We start from the raw sequence: 499 nt of genomic DNA, 5'->3' as shown, positions 1-499 counted from the left end.
AAAACGGACGTTCTCCGCTCCATAAGCGATCCCGATGCTGGAGTTATCTAAATTCGATCCGATTCCGATTAAATTGATCATGAGTAAAGCCGTTAGCCATTCCATTGGAAACTCTCCCTCCATTGATGGTTGGTTTGGATTTTTTAAAGGATGCCAAGCCCAAGCCGAAGACCCGCCCAGGTTGCAAGCAACCCTAACCCGACGGTTGCGAGGATATACAGGAAGCCATGCCGCGCATGATTTTCTTCAAACAAATGAATCGCTTCATAACCGAATGCCGAAAAAGTCGTGTAAGCCCCGCAAAACCCCGGGCCCGCGAAGTACCACAGCCAATCCGGGAGGATTTGCTGCGTATTCAGCGCAAAAAGCAAGCCGAACAGAAAGGAACCCGAAAGGTTAATCGCCCATGTGCCCCAAGGAAAGATGCCTTTGCTTTTGGAAGAAATCCATCTACCGCTGAAATAACGCAGCAAAGAACCGATGATCCCTCCGATTCCAA

At 49.1% G+C, this 499-nt stretch carries 1 protein-coding gene; it reads right to left on the bottom strand.

Going from position 1 to position 499, the window contains the following annotated elements:
* Positions 1–143: 143 nt before the first annotated feature.
* A partial coding sequence (gene crcB, locus VF724_RS21360; protein WP_371756247.1) for a fluoride efflux transporter CrcB occupies positions 144–499 on the bottom strand: 356 nt, incomplete at its 5' end.

Source organism: Ferviditalea candida (genome assembly GCF_035282765.1).
GTDB lineage: Bacteria > Bacillota > Bacilli > Paenibacillales > KCTC-25726 > Ferviditalea > Ferviditalea candida.
The sequence above is the reverse complement of the archived record's forward strand: the minus strand, read 5'-3'. Positions and strand labels throughout refer to the sequence as shown.